This is a genomic window from Novipirellula herctigrandis (genome assembly GCA_007859835.1).
Classification (GTDB): Bacteria; Planctomycetota; Planctomycetia; order Pirellulales; family Pirellulaceae; genus Novipirellula_A; species Novipirellula_A herctigrandis.
Genome location: SJPJ01000001.1, coordinates 1,502,381 through 1,522,970 on the forward strand (window position 1 = coordinate 1,502,381; position 20,590 = coordinate 1,522,970).

Here is a 20,590-nt window from a genome sequence, read left to right on the forward strand (position 1 = left end):
CCAAGTGAGCCGACGGCGCTGGCCAAAGGGTTTGTGCGAGGTTTTCCACTGATACAGCCGCAGCAAACTCCCTGGGTTCCTATCGGGAATCACTTAAGCTCGTACGATTCAGCTCGGCAAGGCGATTCAGCTCGGCAAGGCGATTCAGCTTGGCAAGGCGATTCAGCTCGGCAAGGCGATTCAGCTTGGCAACACTCGATAGCGACAACACTCGATAGCGACAAGCACTGTGCTGAGAGGACGTGTTTGCCCCCACAAAACGTCGAGTTGCGATGCGATGGCGTCCCCGCTCTTTGCTTGCCGAACACCGTTGAACTCGAATCATCAACGACGGTTGGGGCCTACCAACGCTGAACGCTGGCACAGAGTTTGAGAGGCACCCGCGAACGCCGCATTCGCCCATTTTTGTCTCATAACGTAGAAAATACTCACTCGCGACAGCTCCAAATCCGCCTATAATCGATGCCGTTCTGATTATCTTCTTTCCATTTCCTGATTGGCGTGGGTCTCCGCGGGGCAAAAAGCAATCATGTTCAATCAAAACGATGATGACGGGTTGTCGTCCTTCAGTCCATCTTCGGATACGAAGGTGCGCGGTCAAAACGATCGCGATACCTACCAATCGGATTCATCGTCGGACCGTCCCACTCCACCATGGAGCGAAGGCGATTCGCTGGGGCCGTTTGATCTCGAACGCTTGCTTGGCAGAGGATCCAGCGGTTACGTCTATCGGGCCCTCAACCGAGACACGCAAAAGCGTTGCGCGTTAAAACTGTTGCTACCGACTAAGACGGAAGACTTGGTCCGCAACAAACTTGGTTTCCGTCGCATGATTGCACTTCGGCACCCGGCCCTGATGCACATCGACCGGATTCATCATCTAAAGAACTATACCGCTTTTTCAATGGAAGAGATTCACGGTGTAACGTTTGCAGGTTGGTGCAAGAAGAACGCGACCAACCCCGCGACGAAAAACGTCTATGCGGATCTCCTCTCGCTGACTCGCCAATATGCATCGGCTCTAGCGATGATGCACGCGCATGGACTCGTTCACCGAGACATCAAGCCCCTTAACTTGATGGTCGACGAAAAGGGGAACGGTCGGGTGATCGACTATGGCTTGGTTGGCACGATCGATGTCGATAGCGACCCGCGCGGTCATCGCGACTATCTCGTAGGACCGCGACATTACTTTGCACCCGAGACGCTTTGGGACCAGTTCTATTTGCCTGCTAGCGACATCTTCAGTTTGGGGTTGTTGGTGCTCGAAACGCTTCGAATTATCGCACAAAACTCAAAACCGTATGACTCGCCCATCATCCGATCCCAAGAAGACCGTAGCGATGACCAACACATGATCCACGAGGCATTTTCGGAGTTGAGCTCCGACGTGCCCACCATCTTGCGTGAAGCCTGTGAAGAGATGCTACAACAAGATCCCGGTGATCGCCCGTCGGCGGCCGAAATCACGCGACTGGGTTCCTCCGAGGCACCGAGTTTCTTGTGGATTGAAACGCCAATCGTTGGACGTGAAGAAGAACTAATTGCCGGGCAACAATGGATCGACAAAATTTTCGACGGTAACGTAGGCCGACTTCACGTTGAAGGGCCACCGGGAATCGGCAAATCGCGACTCCTTGATGAACTCGAAAACTACGTTAAAGGCAAACGATGGGGCCAAGTTTTTCGCGCCAAATGTCGGCGTGGCGAAGATCATCCGTTGCAAGCGTTTGATCAAATCTGTGACGCTATCGCGACACGGTACATGAAAAGTGATCGCGAGAAGATGGAAGTCGACCCGGTCAGTGCCGAGATTCTTCACCGCGTTTTTCCTGTACTGCACAACGCCGTACGAGCCAGCATGTCGGCGGACCCGGCGCGAAAGGTGTCCGAACGACTTGACGCTCTCGAAGCGGGGGCCAGACTAAGCGAGGAATTGCGAATCGTGGGACCGTTGGTGTTGATCATCGACGATTCCCAGTGGGCGGACCGCGATAGCCTGAACGTACTCGATCGATTGCAGAGTGTTTCGGGCGGTATGCTCGGGATCATTACCGCCAGTCACGTGGCGGGAGACCGACAAATTTCTCCACCAACGGCGACTCTATCCCTAAACGCGATTTCGGAGACGGCGGCTCGAGCCTTGTTAGTGAACGCCTCGCGACGTTATCACGCCACGATCAACGAATCGCTCGTTCAAGAGCTCATTCAAGCGGCATCGGGTAATCCATTTCGGCTAATTGATTTTTCGGAGGAGTTTCGCGTTGGCGGCGTACTCCATCAACGCAGCGACAGCGATGCAGGAAAAATCGAACCCAACGAGCCAATCACGATCACAAGCATTGACCAAGTTTGGCGAATGCGAATGAATCGGCTTAGTGAAGAAGCGAAAACAGTGTTGGCGTATATCGCAACAGCTGATCGACAAGTCTCGATGTATCAACTTAGCCAATTGACAAAATTAGGAGAGAACGTTGATGTTGCGGTCTCCGAATTGTCTCAACAGCGTTTGATCCGCGACGAGGCGACCGGGGCCGAATGCATTTCGATCATTCACGACCGGATGGGTGACGGTCTATTAGAGGCGTTTAGTGAAGAAGAACGGCGACAATGCCATTCGGATTGGGGGAACTATTTGTCGCGGCAAAACGGCAGCGATCAATTCGCCGCACGAATCGCAGGCCACTTCTTTGCTGCCGAAGAACCAAGCCGAGCCGTATCCTACGCGATCATGGCTGCGGAAGATGCCGAGCGATACGTAGCGAAAACCGAAGCTGCTCGCTGGCACGCCCGCGTGATCCCTTTCCTTAGTGGCGAAGAACGGATCGAACGAATTCGGCAAGCGGCGATGACGTTTGCCGAAGCGGACCGGCCGACCGAAGCCGCCGAGTACTATCAAATGTTGGCCTCGGAAGTGGACGCCGACGAGAGTATTGAACACCAATTGGTTGCAACCGCACTTTTGATTCGAAGCGGTCGTTTCCCAGCCGCGCAAGACCAACTCCGTTCGCTCGCCCGACTCGTCGGCGCTCCTTTGTCGAAACCGGATTGGCTTGGCAAACTGAATCTACTGAGACTTTGGATTCAACTTTCAGTGTGCAAGACGCTGCGTCGAAAACAAACCAAAGCAAAAGCGGGCTCGTTGAGGGAGCGTCAACGATTGCAGTTGTGCTTGGCAATTGCGCGGCCGCTTAGCGCATTCGACAACCTCTATGCCGCCGAACTGAATAGCCGCGGCGCCATTGACGCGTTGCGATACGGAACCGAGAGCCAACGGATTTTGGCGGAGATCGGCGAAACGGTCTTTGGATGCTACGACCGTGGGATGGTTCGCGTCCGAAGCGAAATCGCTTTGCAGGAATTGCTTTCCAGAGCCAACGCACTTGGTTCGTCAAAAACGATCGGTGACGTTTGGGCCGGTGTGACTTTTTCTCACGTGTTCTCGATGCGTTGGCAACGGGTCGGTGCGGCACTCGAAACGTGCTTGCAACATTACCGCGCCCCAAGCGACCCGCTCAGTTTCGAAATCTTGCACACGCGATGGTTCCAACCCTGGGCCTTATGGCACACCGGCCGTTGGCACCAAATGGTCGAAGCGTCGTCGGAAATGCAAGACGATGCGAAGCAAAGAAACGATTTGTTGGAATGGTTGATGGTCAGCGGCGCGATGGGAGCATCAGCTTGGTTGGTGCGAGACCAAGCGAGTGAGTGTTCTCGAATCCGAGACGAAAACGCGAAATCGCTTCAATCGAACCCGAATGTTCAAGCGTTCGATTTCACAGAATGGATCGCCAAAATTCACTTGAAACTTTACCAAGGCGATTTTGAATCCGGATGGGATGAATTTAAGATACTAGCTCCGCAACTGAAGAAGCTGCCGTTTTCGCGGTTCCAATTGTGGCGAGTCTTAACCGCTTCGCTCGGCGCGCTTCTATGTCTGCACTTGCTTAAGACTACCTCCGATGAGAAGTGGAGCAAACTTGCCAAAAAACATATCGAGCAATTGAAACGTGAACAAAATGCGTTTGCCGATACGTTATCGCTGCTCTACGGTGGGTTGTTGTTAACGATGACGCAACCGGACCAGGCGTCGCGGAATCAAACGGAGTCCCTATTTGTTGAAGCGATTGCCCTTGCCAAGGCCCAACATTTACGGCCCTATCAATTAGCAGCCGAAGATGCGTTGTCGGTCCTGCAAACGGGCCAATCACAGGGAAGCCTGATCGAACGCATGCACCGCCACGGCGTGAAACGTCCATCGCGTTTCGCAAGATTGTATACGGTGGAATAACGCCGTGGATTGCTTTGCAATTCGCGTTTGCGACTAGCGAGAACTAGAAACCTCGCTGCAACCCTGGGGTGATGTCGAGATCGAGCGCAGCGAAGTCACTGCGGCGAATTTTTTCCCATGCAATCGCTCCCATCACAGCGTTATCGGTACACAGATTTATCGGCGCGATGGTGACGCGAAACCCATCTTCCGCAGCGGCCTGAAGCAACTTTTCTCTTAGGTGTTTGTTTGCTGCCACTCCGCCACCGACGATCAAATAGGGGCAACCGTATTTGGCAATCGCGCGTCGACTTTTGTTGACCAACACATCAATGACGGCAGCTTCAAAGGAAGCCGAAATGTCGGCTTTGACCGATTCAGCGATTTTCAAAGCAGAAAAATCCTGTTGCCCAGGACCGACAATCGCATACCGGACGGCTGTTTTGAGCCCGCTGAAACTGAAGTTAAAATGATCCTCGTGAATCATCGATCGCGGGAATCGATAGGCAGATCGGTTTCCTGTCTCGGCCAACTTGGCGACTGCCGGTCCGCCTGGGAAACCGAGACTTAGCATCGTGGCGACCTTATCAAACGCCTCGCCCGCAGCGTCGTCGATCGTACCACCAAGGTACTCCAAATCGAGAGGGCTGGTGCAATGATAAAGCGATGTGTGCCCGCCGCTGACAACCAGTCCGATACAAGGATAGACGACTTCGTCGCTGGCCAATTGACAGGCGTATAAATGTGCATGCAAATGGTTGATCGCGACGAGCGGTTTTTCCCAAGCAATTGCGAGTGTCTTGGCCGCAATGACGCCGACCAAAAGCGATCCGGCAAGGCCTGGACGATCCGCAACCGCAATCGCTTCGATAGCCCCGGGTGAAATGCCCGCTTGCCGAATCGCTGTATCAATGACCGGCAGGATTCTTTCCAAATGGGCCCGAGCGGCGACTTCTGGCACAACCCCGCCAAATCGCTCGTGAAGGGCTTCTTGAGTGGCAATACACTCGCCCAAAACACGGCATTGGTCATCCATCACGGCGGCAGCCGTCTCGTCGCAAGTCGATTCAATCGTGAGGATCGGCACTGTGTCTCAAAAGCCCTAAAACGGTGTCTCAAAAAGCCCAAAAATGGTCAAATCTTGTCGCTATCTCTACCCCTGAGCCATCATCTTAATGGTAATCCTATTCTTAATCGCTCCCCCAAACGAGCGTTAGCTCGCGGTCACCAGAGGATTGTGGTCGAACTGAAAACGGCAAATTTGCATAATTGGGTATAACAGATTCGCCCAGGATCGAATGCGTGCCGACTTGAACAAACGGGACCAAGTCGCTACATTTCGTGGCTTCCAAAACCAACCAATTCAGAAAAATCCAGCAATTTTGATAAAAGGCAGTACAAATGGCACATAAGAAAGGGCAAGGTTCGAGCCGAAACGGTCGCGATTCGAACGCACAACGCCGTGGCGTAAAGAAATTCGGCGGCGAAGCCGTCACCGCAGGCAATATTTTGGTACGCCAAGTTGGTACTAAGTTTCATCCTGGAAAAGGTGTCGGACAAGGCAACGACTACACCCTGTTCGCCCTCGTCGACGGCAAAGTCATGTTTGATCGCGAAGGACGCCGAATCAACGTCGTCGCTGGCTAAGGCTTGGCGAAGAAGAACCGGTAGGCTTGGCGCTCATGCCCAGCCTGTTGGTACCCAGCCTGTTGGTACCCAGCCTGTTGCTATTCAGCACCATTCTCCATGAAAGTCCTCCACATGGTGCGATCGGGCACCATCCGGACCATCGCGGACGCCATTCGGGCCTAATTGCGAACGTCCATGTTCTGCCTGTTCGCTCTAGCCTCTTCTCTGGTCGCTCCAATCGCCCATCCCCCATCGGGTGACCAATCGCTTCCAATCTTCGACCAATCTGCCGCAGAGGAACATGGCATTGGCAGCGTAGCGTGGCCCCAATCGCTTGGGATCACTCATCATTCGGTGCATCCATTCCAAGCCTAGCTTTTGCCAAATATCGGGAGCGCGGCTGGATTTCCCAGCGACAAAATCGAACGAGGCACCTAGCTGGATGCTCACGGGAATACCGAGCCGTTTGTAGTTGGCGTGAATCCACTTTTCGCCTTTCGGCTGACCGAATGCGACAAGCAACACTTGGGCACCGGAATTCATGATCCGAGCATCTTGTTCGCGTTGCTCTCGCTCGGTGAGCACTCGGAATGGTGGCGATTCGACGCCCGCGATTCTTAGTCCTTGATAGTCCGCCGCCAACTTATCGGCACACTGCTGAGCAACGCCTGGCTCGCCGCCAAGAAAATAGATCCCCCACCCACGCTCGCCACAACGTTCGGCCAAATCATAAATCAGTTCGCTACCGGCGACTCGTTCGGGCAACCGCTTGCCACTGAGTCGACTGCGAACAACGATCGGATGCCCGTCGGCCAAAATCAAACCACAATCGTTGGTGATTTGATGCAGTTCCGGTTCTTGATGGTGCAACATGCAATAGTTCAAGTTCGCTGTAATCACATAACTTGGCGTACCAGTGTCCATCCCGTATTGGATCATCTGTTCAATCCGATCGACGGACCCACTAAGCGTCAATGGATCAAACGGAACATCCCAAACCCAGCTCCGCGCTGACGATCTAGGAGCCAATACTGTCGGCCGGCTCTTGGTTGCATCCATAGCAGCAGTTTCTTCGGAGGACGCAATTTCTTCAGAAGACATTGCTGGCTCTTCAGAAGACATAGCTGGCTCTTCAGAAGACATAGCTGGCTCGACCTCGAAAATAGCAACGGGCGACGAAGTTAGATTCATCTTGGATCATCATCAGGATAAAGGAAAACGAGTGTACCCCTGGCACCTAGAGTCTAGGTTACAAAAGAGTGCAGCGCAGGCCAAGAAAGTGACACACTCAGTGGCATACCTACCTAAAGGTTTCCGCGTCGCAACGATTGTGCGAATTGTAGCAGGCGTAGCGATCGATATGCCGGCAAAGCGGCTGTCGTCAAAACTCACCAGCGTCGCTCCAACACTTTCCTGATCAGCCAGACCAACCGAGCAGGCACGTTCCGTGTCGAGACGATTGCGATCGTCCTGGGCGAATAAATTCCACTACGAGCTCATGAGCGCACTCTCGAAAGCCCCCACGGCCACGGGTTGTTGGCAGCCATCGGGTTGTTGGCAGCCATCGGGTTGTTGGCTGTCGAGTGATGGCCATCGGAACCGATCAAACGATGCCTCACCGTTTAACACGCACAAAAGCGAGCAATTGAATGAGTCAAGCTCATACGCTGGGAGGTGACGACGAAACGTCCCACGGGTTATAACTTTCGACCATGACCAACCGCAAACTGATCGTAATCTCGGCCGAAGGACTCGCAACCGCAGCACTCGGCTGCTACGGATCTTCGTGGAACCCAACTCCCGCGATCGATGCGATCGCGGCCGAGGGTGTACTGTGGGACCGGTTGATCGCCACCCGCGATGATCCGGTGGAAGTCGTTCGACAAATTTGGGCCAATGATGATGCATCCCCCACTTGGCTCGATGCTTGGCGAGCAAACGGCCCGGTTGAACTTATGTCGGACAACCTGCGGCTGAATGACAATCGATTCACTCGTGCGTTCGATACCGCGTTATTCGTTCGTCGTGAGCCGCCGACGGCCAGCGATCCGCCGTGTGAAGAGATCGAAGAAACGCTGCTCGCCGAGTTGTTTGCGTCACTTTTGGACCGTATTGAAGGCGAGTCGCCTTGGAGTGCGATTTGGCTGCACACGCAATCGCTCGCTACTGTTTGGGACGCCCCGCGGTGGCTCATCCCCGACGAAGAACAGGACATTGACGAGGAAGAACCATCAGAGGAAACAGCGTATTTGCCTGACCCCTCTGCTGTTGAAGCGTCTGATTCGACTGCACCGCCGCCATGGATTCACAATCAAGTCACGCCGCCGATGTTGCAGCTAGCTTCGAACGAACATCCCGATGCGATCGTTTCGTGGATGCGAACCTACGGATGCCAAGTGCAATTGTTTGACCAGATGATCGGGCTGCTGATGGACGTTGCCGAACCACTTGGCATCACCGTCGTCCTGCTGGGGACCAGCGGAATGAGCTTGGGCCAAAACGGATGGATCGGCCATCGTGCTGGACCGCTAAGAAGTTGCCATCATCGATTACCACTGATCATCGGTCGCGGTGCTCCGATCCGAAACGGAAGCCTTACTTGCGCGACCGACATTGCAAAGATTTTAGCCGACATGGTCGATTCGAATCGCGCGATTATCGATCCGGCACAGTGGCCCAAAAGGGATGACGAATATGTGCCGCGAGTGGAAACGTCGTCCAGCGATGGTGAGTACGCTGTCACGACATCGCGGTGGTACATGGTCCAGCAAAACGATGGCAAGACACCGCTATTTCTGAAGCCAGACGACGTCGAAGACCACAACGATGTCAGCCGCGTCAGACCCGATGTAATCGACAAGCTGCAATAGCTTCCACGACGCCAAATCTTCCGCATTCATTGTTTCCACTACAACCGGCCACAGCCAACTCAACCCAAAACTCCCACTTTACCAAAGTGGCCTGCTTGGCCGGAGATTTTTCCAGATTCCGACAACTTTTCCACCTTGCCTAGTGATTTGCTATCAAAATTCACTAACTCTTAACATGGCAATGACTTAGGAAGCTCATCGGTCGATTGTGACATGTTGACCACCATCAAAAGGTTTTTCCTAAAGTGAGCGAATACAACGACTTAACGAGCCATGAAAAATTTGGTTTGACACACGCCTGTGAATCTCTAAGATTCCCCTCGTTGTCCACATGTAGTGCGTTCGCGAGCGAATCACCACTACCGGTAGTGATGGCATTGGCGATTAGGGAAACCCTTCGCTCTGAGTCGTGAGAACGGATTCGTCCTACTATTCACCAGGATTCTCAGAAGCCACGCCGAGCCACACTTGCCACGAATAGTGGACAAATGTTTATAAATTATTGTTATGACTGGTGAGTCTCCGGTGCTTCGCGAGGAACGCGAAAAAACGCTTTGGCACCCGACACGCGCCCCACGGACGAACCCCCTTCAGGAGTCTTAAAGGTATGGCCACGGTATTGTCAGCAACCACCCCCGATAGCCCCACATCCGACCCCGCGCTTGAACGAGTGAACGCGCAACACGGTGTCGAGTACGCAAGAACCCAGTTCGGCAATAAGTTAGGCCGCACCGAAAGCGGTTTGAAGATCGAAACGAAGTTTTGTCCCGATGATGGCAAGACGCCGTTCGCAACGACCAAATGGGATCAGCGAAGCGCCTCGATCAAGGACGAATCAGGCAAGGCTCTGTTCGAGCAAAACAACTGCGAAGTCCCCGCGTTTTGGACCCAATTAGCGACGAATGTCGTTGTATCAAAGTACTTCTACGGCGACCCTAGTAACACGGAGGAGCGTGAGCGAAGTGTTCGTCAATTGATCCACCGGGTTACTCGCACGATCACCGATTGGGGACTCCAAGACGGCTACTTCGAATCACCTGAAGACGGCGAAAATTTTTACCGTGACCTGACGTGGCTATGTTTGCACCAACATGGTGCCTTCAACAGTCCCGTTTGGTTCAACGTCGGGCTGCATACTCAATACGGTGTCACCGGCGACAAGTGCAATTGGCACTGGAACGAAGCCGAGCAAACGACCGCTCAACCCGAAAACCCCTACGAGTATCCGCAAGGGTCAGCATGTTTCATCCAATCGGTGGACGACAACATGGAAGACATCATGCGGTTAGCTTGCAGCGAAGCGATGTTGTTCAAATTCGGCTCGGGGACGGGTACCGACTTGTCAACGATTCGGTCGCAACGCGAATTATTGTCCGGTGGTGGCACACCGTCGGGCCCGCTTTCGTTCATGCGTGTTTACGATTCGATCGCTGGCGTTGTTAAAAGTGGCGGCAAGACTCGCCGTGCCGCGAAGATGCAGTCGCTGAAAGTGTGGCATCCCGATGTGCTTGAATTTATTGAGTGCAAATGGAATGAAGAAAAGAAGGCTCACGCTTTGATCCGCGAAGGCTACGAGTCGAACTTCAACGGCGAAGCTTACAGCAGCGTTTGTTTCCAAAACGCCAACTTGTCGGTGCGTGTGACGGACGATTTCATGGAAACGGTCCGTGACAAAAAGACGTTCCAAACTCGATGGATTGATTCAAAAACCGTCGGCGAAGCGCCACAATACGACGCTCGAGAACTGCTCAATAAGATGGCCGAATGTGCATGGCATTGTGGCGACCCGGGCGTTCAGTACGACACGACGATCAACAAGTGGCATACCTGCCCCAACAGCGGTTCGATCAACGCGAGTAATCCGTGTAGCGAGTACATGTTCCTCGACGACACCGCTTGTAACCTAGCTTCGATCAATTTGATGAAATTCGTCGATAAAAGCGGCAAATTCAATGTCGAGCGATTCCGCGCTGCATCTCGATTGTTCTTTATCGCGCAAGAAATCTTGGTCGACCACGCCAGCTATCCAACTGAGCCGATCGCTCGCAATAGCCACAAATTCCGTCCTCTTGGGCTTGGCTATTCGAATCTAGGCAGTTTGATGATGACGGCCGGATTGGCTTACGATTCCGATTCTGCTCGCGGTATGTGTGGTTCGCTAACTGCACTACTTCATGGCGAAGCGAACCGAACCAGTGCCGAAATCGCCGGTGTTGTCCGTCCATTCGATGGCTACGCGGAAAACGAAGTGCCGATGTTGAACGTGATGCAGATGCACCGCGATGCATGCGATTCCATCAACGACGAGGGCCCTGCGGAACTGAAACAGGCCGCTCAAGACCTTTGGGATGAAGTGCTCAAAATTGGCGAAAAATACGGTTTCCGTAACGCACAAGCGACCGTGCTAGCACCGACCGGCACAATCAGCTTCATGATGGACTGTGACACGACTGGCATCGAGCCGGATATCGCATTGGTCAAATACAAGCAGCTCGCCGGCGGCGGGATGCTAAAGATCGTCAACCAAACCGTGAAATTGGGACTAAAGAAACTCGGTTACGACGAAGCTCAAATCGAAGGTATTTTGGCATTCATCGATGAACATGACACGATCGAAGGGGCACCGGATTTGGACCCCGAGCACTTGAAGGTGTTCGATTGTGCCTTCAAACCTGCCAACGGCGTTCGTAGTATCGCATGGCAAGCTCACGTATCGATGATGGCGGCGGCACAGCCGTTTTTGTCCGGTGCGATTAGCAAGACCGTCAACATGCCCAATGATGTCACACCAAAAGACATCGCTGACGCTTATTATTGGGGTTGGGAACTTGGCTTGAAGGCGATTGCCATTTACCGCGACGGCAGCAAGCAATCACAACCGCTCAATACGAAGCAAGACGACCAAGAAGATGAGAAGGCATCGGCCGGCACAACGACCAAGGTGGTTGAAAAGGTCGTCTACAAACCTCGCCGCGAACGTTTGCCCGACACGCGTCAAAGCTTGACCCATAAGTTCAGCATTTCAGGGCACGAAGGTTACTTGTGTGTTGGACTCTATCCTGATGGACGTCCAGGCGAAATGTTCATCACGATGGCCAAAGAAGGGTCGACGATCGGCGGGATCATGGACAGCTTTGGGACGGCACTTTCGATCGCCCTTCAATACGGCGTACCACTCGAAGTACTTGTTAACAAATTCAGCCACACTCGATTTGAACCAATGGGGATGACGAGCAACAAGGACATCCGCATTGCGAAGAGCGTTGTCGACTACATCGCGCGTTGGTTGGGATTGACGTTCATGAGCGGCAGTGGCGATTACTCGCCTTCGGCTAGTTCACCCGAAAAGTCCGGCAACGGTCCTGTGGCTCCAACAACCAACCGAGTGATCGAAGGGCTAAAAGAAGACGCCGGTGCTGCGGTTGCGATCGCTGAACGTGCAACTTTTTTAGCAAGTTTGCCAGAGTCGATCAGCAACGGCAATAACAATGGGCATGCCGCCACCAACGGACATAGCCGAGCGTTAGAGGACAACGATCCATCGGTCACCTCGCAAGGCGAACAATTCGCTCGGTTCCAAATGGATGCACCGTCATGTGACAATTGCGGATCCATCACTGTCCGCAATGGCAACTGTTACCTTTGCCACAACTGTGGCAATAGCATGGGCTGCAGCTAACTCGCAATTGGCTAATGGAAAATCGCATGAAAGCCACCGGATCACTCCGGTGGCTTTTTTTGCTGGAGCCCTCGCAGAGCAACATGCAACAACGAGGTTTACCAGCAACGGTGCTGAATCGGCAAATGGGTTCAACGAGAAAGCCGATCTCTATCGACCAACGATTTTTGCCAACCGTTCTTTTAACGCTCTTGAAAAAACCCCCATCGCGTCTGCTTTAGGGACGAGTGCACGGGGCGTCCACTCGTACGATGCCGGCGAATCGTAGCCGCACGGCAGCGGGATAAAATCAAGCCCCTGTGCTTCAGCTAACCGCATCGCTCGCCGCATGTGGAACGCACTGGTAACCAAACCAATCTTTCCTTTGGAAGGAAAGTCTTCGGGCGGCGAATGGAAAAATACAGCCAAGTTTTCCATTTCTTGCGTCGTGTTATGTCCGGGCACTTCAAAGATTGCCGCTGAAGGAATTTTCAATGATTCGAGCATCATGCGGCCCGCTTTTGACGGCCCCAATTCGCTGACCGGCGAGGTGCCGGTGCAAATAATGCTTTGCGTTTGATCGGAAAACCAATACTCGGCAGTCGAGAACATGCGTTGCCCAGCACGGCCAAGTTCCGGCACATCATCATACGCAATCGAGATCGCTCCACCCAAAACCACCAACGATCGAAGCGGTACATCGGTAGCCGACAACGAATTGCGTGGCATTTCGACCGAGCCGATCATCATGGAAGCAACCGATCCGTTTCCTGTCAGCGTGACTAGCGAAAACAAACCTGCCATTGCGATTGCAGATCGTCGATTTCCGCAACCATAGAAGGTGATCATTGCGATCAGTGAAAACGTCCAGATCAACCCCACGGGCATCACCAAGTCGGTCGCACACCCCGCCGCCATTTCAGCACCGTTGTAGCCCCACGTTCCTAAGGCAAAAACGAGATTCAACAGACCCCCGAAGGCAAACCCCGCGGCACTCGCCCGCAGGGGAGATTGGGAAACGGAAACTTTGGATTTGGGGTCGGTCATAAAGCGAAAAGGACAGTGTTTCGTGGGGAACCATAAATCCAGACTTTGACGGACAACTCGCTCGCCAAAACGATCAAGGTCGTTACAATGCAGCGGATAGACTTGTCGAAAATAGTATACTACGAGCAAAACTTAATTTAAGATCATGACGCGAGTGTACCCGCGCGCGATACTTTTTTAGAACTTTTCTTTGTAAATTTGGAGTGGCTGATGCGTTGGCGTGGTCGTCGTCAGAGTGAGAATGTGGAAGATCGCCGTGGAGTAGGCGGGCCGGCCGTGGTCGGTGGCGGAATCGGTCTGATGATTATGGCTTTGTTTGTCGCCTTCCTTGGCGGCGATCCGAACAAAGTGATGCAACAGGCTCAGCAAGGAGCCCCGGCTGCTCAAGCTGGCGGCCAAGCAGAGTTGTCCGAAAAGGAAATCGAAGCAGGCGAGTTTTCGAAAACGGTTTTGGCCGATACCGAAGACGTCTGGAACGCTATCTTCAAGGAACAATTTGGCAAGGCTTACCCGCCCCCCACCATGGTACTATTTAGTGGCAAAGTTAAATCGGCGTGCGGTTTTGCTTCGAGTGCATCAGGACCATTCTATTGCCCGGCGGACCGCAAGCTCTATCTCGACACATCGTTCTTTGATCAAATGGCCAAGGAACTTGGTGCCCCCGGCGACTTTGCACAAGCCTACGTGATCGCACACGAAGTTGGTCATCACGTGCAGAACTTAATGGGGCATACCCAATATGTCGAAGAGGTTCGCCGAACGCGAAGCAAAACCGAAGCAAATGAAGCGTCCGTTCGATTGGAACTTCAAGCCGACTTTCTCGCAGGTGTGATGTTCCACCATGCCCAATTGACCAAACAGATCCTCGAACCGGGGGATATCGAAGAGGGGTTACGTGCGGCTGCGGCGATTGGTGACGACCGCTTGCAACAACGAAGCCAAGGTTATGTCGTTCCGGAATCCTTCACCCATGGAACCAGCGAACAGCGGCTGACTTGGTTCATGAAGGGACTACAAACGGGCGACATTAACCAAGGCGACACGTTTCAAGCCCAGGAATTGTAATCTTCAATGCCCCCACAGCCTGATCTTGATGCTCGGTTGATTGAATTAGAGATTCACATTGCGCACTTACAACGCGTTATCGACCAATTGAACCAAGTCGTCACCGAGCAAGCCCTGCGGCAAGATCGGCTGCAAATTACGGTCACGCAATTGCAAGAAAAGATCAAACACATGAAAGCGGACAAAGAGCCTGCCAGCGATCCGCTTGACGAAAAGCCACCGCATTATTAGTTGCTCCACTTTGACCTCTGAACTCGACGTCTGCACCATGATTCGCATTGATTGTTTTTCTTTCTTCGCAGGCTTGTTGGCCTGTTTCCCCGCGATCGCTCAAGAAGCCCCCGACGCGGTACAGACAAAACCGTCGCTTTCCATCGAAACGATTTTTGAAGGCAGCGAATTTTCGGCGCAAAGCTACTCCGTTCGTTGGCTAGAAAACGACGGGCGACCGACCGCGTTCACCACGCTGAAACCCTCCGAAGCCTATCCAAAATTCAACGACATCATTCGCCATGATGCTGCGACGGGTGAAACGCAAGTGATGGTTGCCGCAGCGGAGCTCGTTCCTTCAGGCGAATCGGACCCTCTTTCGATCGACGACTACGCTTGGACCGCGGATCAAAATTTGTTGTTGATTTTTACGAATTCCAAGCGAGTGTGGCGAGTCAATTCACGAGGCGACTATTGGTTGCTCGATCGATCCAGCCGCCAACTTCGTAAACTCGGCGGCAGCGAAGGGAGTGAATCTTCGATGATGTTTGCCAAACTTTCACCATCCGGGAAACAAGTGACATTTGTTCGCGACCGAAATCTCTATGTCGAAGACTTGCTGGACGACACTATCACGCCATTGACCTTCACAGATTCCGACACCATCATCAATGGGACGACCGACTGGGTTTACGAAGAAGAGTTCCGGCTTCGCGATGCGTTTCAGTGGAGTCCTGATGGAAAGCGAATCGCGTTTTGGCAAATCAACACCGAAGGCGTCGAAAAGTTTCCGCTCGTCAACAACACGGATTCGCTATACCCCAGAGTCACTTGGTTCGCTTATCCAAAAGCAGGAACACGGAACCCTATTTGCCGCGTCGGTGTCGTTTCGCTTGAATCAAAAGCGACCATATGGATGGATCTGCCGGGGGACAATCGCGATCACTATGTCCCGTGGATCGATTGGATGCCGACGGAATCTGGAAACGACGAGAAAACCGCAAATTCGAGCCAACTGCTGATCCAACAACTCAACCGGCTTCAAAATACGAACAAACTATTCATCGCGGACGCAAATTCGGGTTCCACAAAGCTCTTGATGACCGAAACCGACGACGCGTGGGTCGATGTTCACGACGAATTGCTTTGGTTTGATTCGGGAAAACAATTCACTTGGGTCGGTGAACGCAGCGGTTGGCGTAAAATTTGTATCGTCGATGCGTCCTCAGGCATTTCAACATGGACGCCGCCGGGCGACTTGGACGTGATCCAATTGCTGCACGTGGACGAGGAAAACAAACGGCTCTATTTCATCGCCTCGCCAAACAACGCGACCGAGCGTTACTTGTACGGAGTCAAATTCGGTGGTGATGGCTTAAAACGAATCAGTCCCGCTGATGCCGACGGCACCCATTCCTACGACATTGCCCAAGATGGAAAGTTTGCCGTCCATACTTTCAGCCGCACGGGATCACCGCCGGTGGTCGATCTCGTTTCATTGCCAACACACAATTCGATTCGGGTCCTAGAAGAAAATACCAAAGCACGCGAAAACGTGGCGGCGCTACCATCAATCGATACAGAGTTCTTTCGAGTCACAGTCAATGACGATGTGCAACTAGACGCGTGGTGTATGAAGCCAGCGAGTTTTGACCCATCGAAAACGTACCCCTTGCTCGTTTATGTCTATGGTGAACCCGCTGGGTCGACGGTGACAAACCAATGGGGCGGCAGCACTTATTTATGGCACCGCATGTTGGCCGAGCGAGGATATGTGGTGATGAGTTTCGATAATCGGGGTGCGAAGGTCCCTCGTGGCCGTGAATTCCGCAAAAGTGTCTACGGCAAAATTGGCAGCATCGGACCAAAAGACCAAGCCGACGCGGTTCGCCAAGTCCTTGCCGATCGCCCCTATTTAGACCCACAACGCGTTGGCATTTGGGGATGGAGCGGCGGTGGATCATCGACACTCCATGCGATGTTCAAATATCCCGACGTTTATAAAACCGGCATCGCTGTTGCACCGGTACCAAACCAGCGTTACTACGACACGATCTACCAAGAGCGATACATGGGATTGCCCCAGTCGAACGTCGATGGCTATCGCGAAGGTTCACCGATCAATTTTGCCGACGGTTTGAAGGGCGATTTGTTAATCATCCATGGAACCGGCGACGACAATTGTCACTATCAGACCGTCGAAATGTTGATCGACGAATTGGTGGCAAAGAACAAACCGTTCGACATGATGGCGTACCCAAATCGCTCGCATTCGATCAAAGAGCGGAAGGGGACCAAGCGTCACTTACGCGAACGGATGCTGCGATTCTTGGATGAGCACTTAAAGTAGAACGACGACTACTCGTAAGTCCATTTGATGAGCCAGGGGTCCTGCAAATCCTTTTGCATCGCCTTCATTTTATCCTGGTATTTCTTCAGCAAATCCGCGTGCCCCGTACTTTCCGCTAAATTCGTCATCTCGTTGGGGTCCGCTTGAATATCATACAACTCGAATGCAGGCCGATGGATGTAGGTATCAACCGTTTTGTTCCCATACGGCGCGTCAGGGCCTTTTTGGAATTGAGCCTGCCAGCTACTGGCAACCCATAAATCGGACGCAAACGGATAGGGCAGTGGATGGGCGATATTCCAAATCAACTTGTAATGATCGTCCCGTACGACTCGCATCGGATAATACATTTGGATTTCGTGGAAAGTATGCGATGCAAAGATCGTGTCGTGATGCTTTTCAGTAGGATTCGCTAAACAGTGAAGCCAAGATTTGCCTTGGTAATTTGTGAATGGCATTCCTCCATTTCGGTTATCGCGAACGGCCTCATCTTCCTCCATCCAAAAGGTTCCTGGCTTGAGCGGATTCGTAGGACCGTTTGTCTTGTCATTCAACCCTCCTGCGTAGTCAAGCAGCGTCGGCGTGATATCAACGTGACTGATCAAAGCGTTTGACTCGACGCCTCGTTCGGTTTGATACGGATCACGGACCACCATCGGCACTCGCAAGCCAGCTTCGTAGACCGTCGTCTTTCCGCCGGAAAATGCCATTCCGTGGTCGCTGGTAAAGACAATCAACGTCTTATCGTACAGGTCCGCTTCTTTGAGAATTTCAATCAAACGTCCAACACCTTGATCGATCCGGGCACAGGATTGGTAATACTGAGCAAGCTCCTCGCGAGTTTCGCGTGTATCGGGCAGGAACGCGGGAACAATCACATCATCGGGATCAAAAAAAACTTCGTTTACGCTTTCGTGAGATTTCCTTTCGGGCTTGTTACCGAACAGGTCCGGCTTCAGCTCGCTAGTCGATCGCTTATCGACACCTCCGCCGCGATGCGGATCCGAAGTTGCGAAATAGAGAAAGAAGGGTCGCGGATCGTCCTTGTCGGTCAAAAATTCTCGACTAGCCTCAGCCATTGTCACGGCGTTCCTGGTATCGCCTTTGAGGTACGTGTCATAGTGGTAGACCTTTTCCGGCGCAACATGGTATTTGCCGATTTGAGCCGTTCGGTAGCCCGCTCGAGCCATCACTCGCGGCAACGACAACGTGACGACATCATGGAACGACGAAAATTTATGGTAATGATGTTGGTGACCAAATTGCCCATTGCGATGATTATGAACGCCGCTCATCACCACACTTCGGCTCGCACTGCATGAGGCGGTCGTGGCAAAGGCGTTGCGAAAAATCAATCCGTCTGCAGCGATTGCATCAATGGAAGGGGACGCAGCAACCGTGTCGCCATAGCACCCCAATGTTGGGCTTTCATCGTCGGTGATAATAAACAACACATTTCGCTCGGCGGCATCGACGTGCCCCAGCCAGCCTAAACATGTCAAAAAGATCAAAATGATTAAAAACCGATTCGTTTTGGATGTTCGCATTGTGGGTCGCTCGTTTTAAGGGTGGGTTGGAGGCGGGATGGCTATAATGAGTGAAAGTCCGTTTTTCAATTCTAATGGATCCACCAAAGCATGGCCAACGCGGTATCACGCAACCGAACGATTTTGCAGTTACTGGTTCTCACGCTGGTGTGCTCGTCGGCGTTGGCAACGGACCGCACCACGTTTGTGATACCGATAGAAAATCGATCGAGTAACGTCGAAACGGTGACCAACGCCCGATTCGCAGATGAAATCACTGGCGATGGGCTTTCGGACGGGAAGTTGTCCAAGTCTTGGCAAGCCTACATTCGGTTGTGGAAAGCCCACTACGCCGCCCCATCCAACAAAGCAATTCGGCGGTACTTTGGTTTACCGCTCGAAGGCAAAGTCCAAATTAAAAGGTCGGCCGGACGATCGGCACCTTCGTTTCTGCGTTGGCGACGGGCCAGCTATGTAGAGTTCGAGACGCCACACTTTGTGATCTATAGTCGTGCCGCGGACCAAGAAACGCGAAGTGTCGCCGAAGACATGGAACAGTGTTACTGGATTTGGACTCAGATGTTTTTCCCTCTCTGGGAAGGGAACCAACAAGTCGCGGTAACGATGGCCGATTATGATCCCAATCAATCGATCGCCGAATTTCTCGAACATCGACCGAGTCGCTTGTCGGCACGGAAAAAGATGCAGGTGGTTCTTTTGCGTGATGCAAAGGAATACATCGCAACGCTAGGCCGCGACATGCCCGGTGTGGAGCGGTCGACAGGTTTTTATAGCGACGAGAATCGAACGATCTTTCTTTTCGCCGGTCACGAAGAGACAGTGGCGACGCGACGACACGAATTGACTCACCAATTATTCCGCGAAGCAACTCGCCCAACCCGGTCTCGATCAACGAGGCAAAAGATGCCAGGCGAGGATTCTGGATTTTGGCTCGTCGAAGGTATCGCAGGTTACTTTGAATCAATGTCAGTCGGCAGGCCTAGCGGCGTCTGCGACGGAGTTGCCACGTTGGGCGGCTGGGATTCATCACGATTGGCGTACGCACGTTATCGGATCTTGGTCGGAAACGATTTTATGCCACTCGACGAATTAGAACGCGATGGTCGGGTCGACGCGCAGCAACGCTCCGACTTAGCTCGTTGGTACGCTCATGCGATTACCCATACTCATTTCCTGCTCGATGGCGGCAAGCCTTCGAATCGCAAGTGGGTTTACCATCGATTGGCAGAGATCTACGGAATCGAAAGCTCAATGGACGGTCCGAACGAACAGGAAGTGACTGTCGCTCAGCTGCGTGGCTTTCTATCGGTCACCGATCAACACTTGCTTGACAATACAATCACAATGCCAATCACGAGGCTCTGTTTGGCCGGTTGTGAAGTGACCGAGAAGGGACTCAGATCGATTCCGGCTCAGCAAGAGTTGCAGTGGCTTGATTTGTCGCGGCTAAAGGTCGGTAGCGATGAGGTCATTCGGCTGGTTCCGATCGTTAACTCGCTCAAACAACTCAGCCTCGAAGCGACCGCAGTGGACGGTCGGATTGTCGATTGGATTTCCGCCGGGGTGGACCTTGAGGAAATTGACCTCAGTTTCACGCCCGTTGACGATGAGTTGGCAACGGTAATCGGTAAATTTCAAAAACTCCAAACGCTCTGGCTCACTGGCACACACATCTCCGACCGAACGATGGACGCGATCGAGTCGTTGCCAAATTTACAGGCTGTTGACGTGCAAAGGACTAAAGTCAGCGTCGAACAGCTGAAAAAGTTCACAACGGCGAGACCCGGCGTGAAAGTGAATCCGCTAGAATTACGGACGGAGCGACAGTGAATTCACTGTCGTTTAGGGGCAAACACGGCTTCATTCCGCGTGTGACCATTCCCGTTGCGCCCATTCCTCTTGTGAACGACAAGACCAATTCATTAACCTACGCCACTCTGACAC

Annotated in this window: 12 protein-coding genes; 8 read left to right on the plus strand and 4 right to left on the minus strand. The window is 52.8% G+C overall.

Annotated features, from left to right (window positions below):
• Window positions 1–529: 529 nt before the first annotated feature.
• Window positions 530–4,291: a serine/threonine-protein kinase gene (locus CA13_RS05390; protein ID WP_146394947.1), complete on the plus strand. Its 3,762-nt coding sequence runs from the start codon at window positions 530–532 to the stop codon at window positions 4,289–4,291.
• 43 nt (window positions 4,292–4,334) lie between these two features.
• Here the strand turns inward: CA13_RS05390 and tsaD are convergent, their stop codons facing one another.
• Window positions 4,335–5,357 carry a tRNA (adenosine(37)-N6)-threonylcarbamoyltransferase complex transferase subunit TsaD gene (tsaD, locus tag CA13_RS05395; protein ID WP_419193967.1) on the minus strand — a complete coding sequence of 341 codons (1,023 nt, stop codon included), beginning with the start codon at window positions 5,355–5,357 and terminating at the stop codon, window positions 4,335–4,337.
• A 314-nt stretch (window positions 5,358–5,671) separates the two neighbouring features.
• Between tsaD and rpmA the strand changes: the two genes are divergently transcribed.
• Entirely contained in the window at window positions 5,672–5,917 is a 246-nt protein-coding gene (gene rpmA, locus CA13_RS05400) for a 50S ribosomal protein L27 (protein WP_146394948.1), read from the plus strand.
• Between the two features lie 195 nt (window positions 5,918–6,112).
• Here rpmA and CA13_RS05405 read toward each other — a convergent pair whose 3' ends face one another.
• Complete coding sequence (locus tag CA13_RS05405; RefSeq protein WP_419193968.1) at window positions 6,113–7,000, minus strand: WecB/TagA/CpsF family glycosyltransferase; 888 nt, start codon at window positions 6,998–7,000, stop codon at window positions 6,113–6,115.
• Between the two features lie 611 nt (window positions 7,001–7,611).
• Here CA13_RS05405 and CA13_RS05410 point away from each other — a divergent pair.
• Window positions 7,612–8,769 (plus strand): alkaline phosphatase family protein, encoded by a 1,158-nt coding sequence (locus CA13_RS05410; RefSeq protein ID WP_146394950.1) that lies wholly within the window; start codon window positions 7,612–7,614, stop codon window positions 8,767–8,769.
• A gap of 607 nt (window positions 8,770–9,376) precedes the next feature.
• Window positions 9,377–12,448 (plus strand): vitamin B12-dependent ribonucleotide reductase, encoded by a 3,072-nt coding sequence (locus CA13_RS05415; protein WP_146394951.1) that lies wholly within the window; start codon window positions 9,377–9,379, stop codon window positions 12,446–12,448.
• Between the two features lie 150 nt (window positions 12,449–12,598).
• On the opposite strand, the gene CA13_RS05420 is transcribed toward CA13_RS05415, so the two are convergent.
• A complete protein-coding gene (locus tag CA13_RS05420; protein ID WP_419193969.1) occupies window positions 12,599–13,393 on the minus strand; it encodes a YdcF family protein in 795 nt (264 codons plus the stop codon).
• A 291-nt stretch (window positions 13,394–13,684) separates the two neighbouring features.
• Here CA13_RS05420 and ypfJ point away from each other — a divergent pair, with 291 nt between their 5' ends.
• Genes ypfJ through CA13_RS05435 form a run of 3 tightly spaced genes read left to right on the plus strand, consistent with a single transcriptional unit; the run spans window position 13,685 to window position 17,099 of the window.
• The gene (gene ypfJ, locus CA13_RS05425; protein ID WP_146394953.1) at window positions 13,685–14,539 is read left to right on the plus strand and encodes a KPN_02809 family neutral zinc metallopeptidase; all 855 of its coding nucleotides are present in this window, start codon (window positions 13,685–13,687) and stop codon (window positions 14,537–14,539) included.
• A 6-nt stretch (window positions 14,540–14,545) separates the two neighbouring features.
• Window positions 14,546–14,770, plus strand: a complete 225-nt coding sequence (locus CA13_RS05430; RefSeq protein WP_146394954.1) for a SlyX family protein — start codon at window positions 14,546–14,548, stop codon at window positions 14,768–14,770.
• Between the two features lie 10 nt (window positions 14,771–14,780).
• The gene (locus CA13_RS05435; RefSeq protein WP_146394955.1) at window positions 14,781–17,099 is read left to right on the plus strand and encodes a S9 family peptidase; all 2,319 of its coding nucleotides are present in this window, start codon (window positions 14,781–14,783) and stop codon (window positions 17,097–17,099) included.
• An 8-nt stretch (window positions 17,100–17,107) separates the two neighbouring features.
• Here the strand turns inward: CA13_RS05435 and CA13_RS05440 are convergent, their stop codons facing one another.
• Entirely contained in the window at window positions 17,108–18,646 is a 1,539-nt protein-coding gene (locus CA13_RS05440; protein WP_146394956.1) for a sulfatase family protein, read from the minus strand.
• 90 nt (window positions 18,647–18,736) lie between these two features.
• On the opposite strand from CA13_RS05440, the gene CA13_RS05445 reads away from it, so the two are divergent.
• Window positions 18,737–20,476 (plus strand): leucine-rich repeat domain-containing protein, encoded by a 1,740-nt coding sequence (locus tag CA13_RS05445; RefSeq protein ID WP_146394957.1) that lies wholly within the window; start codon window positions 18,737–18,739, stop codon window positions 20,474–20,476.
• Window positions 20,477–20,590: the final 114 nt, after the last annotated feature.

Excerpts from the sequence above, each read along its gene's own strand:
- CA13_RS05390 (WP_146394947.1), top strand. The coding sequence starts at position 530 with ATGTTCAATCAAAACGATGATGACGGGTTGTCGTCCTTCAGTCCATCT.
- rpmA (WP_146394948.1), top strand. The coding sequence starts at position 5,672 with ATGGCACATAAGAAAGGGCAAGGTTCGAGCCGAAACGGTCGCGATTCG.
- CA13_RS05405 (WP_419193968.1), bottom strand. The coding sequence starts at position 7,000 with ATGTCTTCTGAAGAAATTGCGTCCTCCGAAGAAACTGCTGCTATGGAT.
- CA13_RS05410 (WP_146394950.1), top strand. The coding sequence starts at position 7,612 with ATGACCAACCGCAAACTGATCGTAATCTCGGCCGAAGGACTCGCAACC.
- CA13_RS05415 (WP_146394951.1), top strand. The coding sequence starts at position 9,377 with ATGGCCACGGTATTGTCAGCAACCACCCCCGATAGCCCCACATCCGAC.
- ypfJ (WP_146394953.1), top strand. The coding sequence starts at position 13,685 with ATGCGTTGGCGTGGTCGTCGTCAGAGTGAGAATGTGGAAGATCGCCGT.
- CA13_RS05430 (WP_146394954.1), top strand. The coding sequence starts at position 14,546 with ATGCCCCCACAGCCTGATCTTGATGCTCGGTTGATTGAATTAGAGATT.
- CA13_RS05440 (WP_146394956.1), bottom strand. The coding sequence starts at position 18,646 with ATGCGAACATCCAAAACGAATCGGTTTTTAATCATTTTGATCTTTTTG.
- CA13_RS05445 (WP_146394957.1), top strand. The coding sequence starts at position 18,737 with ATGGCCAACGCGGTATCACGCAACCGAACGATTTTGCAGTTACTGGTT.